The following is a 2,966-nucleotide window of genomic DNA, read 5'->3' on the forward strand; positions in this document are numbered from 1 at the left end:
GCCGACGGCGGCGGCAGCCAGGCCTGGAGCCGCCAGGATGAACTGTTGGCGGAACTGACCGTGGGTGCGCCACCTGACATCCTCAACCGCGCCGGCCAGGGCTGGGGTATTTCCGCGTTTTCCCCCGAAGGCCTCAAGCGCAACGGCTTTCGCGCGTTTATCGAAATGCTGCGGGCCAACTTCGCCCACGCCGGCGGCTTGCGCATCGACCATGTGATGGGCCTGCAACGCCTGTGGGTGATCCCGATGGACGCCTCGCCACGGGACGGCGCCTACCTGTATTACCCGGTGGATGACCTGCTGCGGCTGTTGGCCCTGGAGTCGAGCCGCCACCAGGCGATCGTCCTCGGTGAAGACCTCGGCACCGTACCCGACGGCCTGCGGGAAAAACTCATCGCGCGCTCAATCCTTGGGATGCGCGTGCTGCTGTTCGAACAAGACCACGGCGGCCAGTTCAAGCCGATCCTCGATTGGCCGGACAACGCGCTGGCCACCACCAGCACCCACGACCTGCCGACCCTCAACGGTTGGTGGCACAGCCGCGATATCGACTGGAATGTCCAGCTGGGCCTGATCGATGCACCCACCGTCGAGCAATGGAGCGAACACCGCCTGCGGGAACGCCAGGCACTGCGCCAGGCCTTGAGCCAGGACCCGCAGAACTTCATCGACGAAGTGCGCAACGAAACCGACCACGTCATCGACGCCAGCGTGCGCTACCTGGGCCACACCCGCGCACCCTTGGTATTGCTGCCGCTGGAGGACGCCCTGGGGGTCGAGGAACAATCCAACCTGCCCGGCACCACCGACACCCACCCGAACTGGCGCCGCCGCCTGCCGGGCGATGCCGCCACCCTGCTCGATGATGAAAACGCCGCCCGCCGCCTTGAGCTGCTGGCCGTGGCGCGCATCCAGGCCCAAGAGCGTGACCGATGAAAGCATTGACGCTTCGGGCTACCCAGCGCCTGCAATTTCATAAGGGCTTCACCCTCGACGACGCCGTGCCGCTGGTGCCGTACTTCGCCGAACTGGGCATCAGCCACCTCTACGCCTCGCCATTGCTGAGCGCCCGCGCCGGTTCGATGCACGGCTATGACGTGGTCGATCCCACCACCGTCAATCCCGAGCTGGGCGGCGAACCGGCGCTGCGGCGATTGGTTGCGGCGTTGCGCGAACATGACATGGGGCTGATCCTCGATATCGTGTCCAACCATATGGCCGTCGGCGGTGCCGATAATCTATGGTGGTTGGACTTGTTGGAATGGGGTCGCCTGAGTCCCTACAGCGAATTCTTCGACATTCAATGGCACTCGCCAGACCCGCTGCTCAAGGGCCAACTGCTGATGCCGTTCCTTGGCAGCGACTACGGCGAAGCCCTGCAGTCGGGTGCCCTGCCGCTGCGCTTCGACCCGCAGCGCGGCAGCTTCTACGTCGAGCATTACGAACATCGCTTCCCGATCTGCCCGCGGGAATATGGCGAGCTGGTGCCTGTCAAGCCGCTGGCCGATCGCTTCAGCAGCCTGGCCTACCAGCCGGACGCCTATCCCCAGGCCGCCGCGCTGAAACAGGAACTGATCGAGGCCGCCCGCGACCCCGAAACCCTGAAAGCCATCGAAGCGAACCTCGACCTCTACGACGCCCGCCAGCCCGAAGGTTTCGCCCGCCTGCACCACCTGCTGGAACAACAAAGCTATCGCCTGGCCAGCTGGCGCACGGCAGCGGACGATATCAACTGGCGGCGGTTCTTCGACGTCAACGAACTGGGCGGCCTGCGGGTTGAACGCAGCGCGGTGTTCGAAGCGACCCACGGCAAGATCTTCCAGCTGATCAGCGAAGGCCTGATCGACGGCCTGCGCATCGACCACATCGACGGCCTCGCCGACCCGCGCGGTTACTGCCGCAAGCTGCGCCGCCGGGTGGACTCGCTGGCGAGTGGGCGGCACTTGCCGATCTTCGTCGAGAAGATCCTCGGCGAAGGCGAAACCTTGCGTGAAGACTGGCGCGTGGACGGCACCACCGGCTACGAATTCATGAACCAGCTGTCATTGCTGCAACATGACCCGAAGGGCTTCGAACCCCTGGCCGAGTTATGGACCCGCCACACCGAGCGCCCGTCTTCATTTATCGAAGAAGCCTGGCTGGCCCGGCAGCAGATCCTCAACGGTTCCCTGGCCGGGGATTTTGAAAGTGTGGCCCAGGCCCTGCTGCAAGTGGCTCGGGACGATGTGATGAGCCGCGACCTGACCCTGGGTGCAATTCGCCGCGCGTTGCAGGAACTGATCGTGCATTTCCCGGTGTACCGCACCTACATCAGCGCCCGGGGCCGCAGCGAACTGGATGACGTGTTTTTCCTGCAAGCCCTGGCCGGTGCCCGCAGCACCTTGAGCGAAGGCGACTGGCCGGTGCTCGACTACCTGGAAAAATGGCTCGGCGGCCAACCCTGGCGCGACCGCCCCCTGGGCCGCAAACGCAAGATGCTCAAGCACGCCTGCGTACGCTTCCAGCAACTGACCTCGCCGGCGGCGGCCAAGGCCGTGGAAGACACTGCGTTCTACCGCTCGGGTGTGTTGTTGTCGCGCAATGACGTGGGTTTCAGCACCGAACAATTCAGCGCCCCGCTGGAAGACTTCCACGCGGTCAACCAGCAACGACTGCGCACCTTCCCCGACAACCTGCTGGCCACCGCCACCCACGACCACAAGCGCGGCGAAGATACCCGTGCGCGCCTGGCGGTGCTCAGCGAGGCCGCCGACTGGTATGCCGAGCAGGTGGAGCAATGGCGCCCCCTCGCCGCCCGCCTGCGCAGCGATGCCAACACGCCGTACGCGGGTGACGAACTGATCCTCTATCAGGTGCTGCTGGGCAGTTGGCCGCTGGACCTGCACCGCGACGATACCGAGGGCCTGGCGGACTATCACCAGCGCCTGTGGCAGTGGCAGCAAAAAGCCCTGCGTGAAGCCAAGCTC

Annotated in this window: 2 protein-coding genes; both read left to right on the plus strand. The window is 65.1% G+C overall.

The features are described from left to right. On the plus strand, window positions 1-936 hold a 936-nt coding region (malQ, locus tag HX846_RS35050; protein WP_178967238.1), incomplete at its 5' end, for a 4-alpha-glucanotransferase. Then, on the plus strand, window positions 933-2,966 hold a 2,034-nt coding region (treY, locus tag HX846_RS35055; protein WP_178967239.1), incomplete at its 3' end, for a malto-oligosyltrehalose synthase. The genes malQ and treY, both read left to right, overlap by 4 nt.

This window comes from Pseudomonas sp. K5002 (assembly GCF_013386655.1).
Taxonomy (GTDB): Bacteria; Pseudomonadota; Gammaproteobacteria; order Pseudomonadales; family Pseudomonadaceae; genus Aquipseudomonas.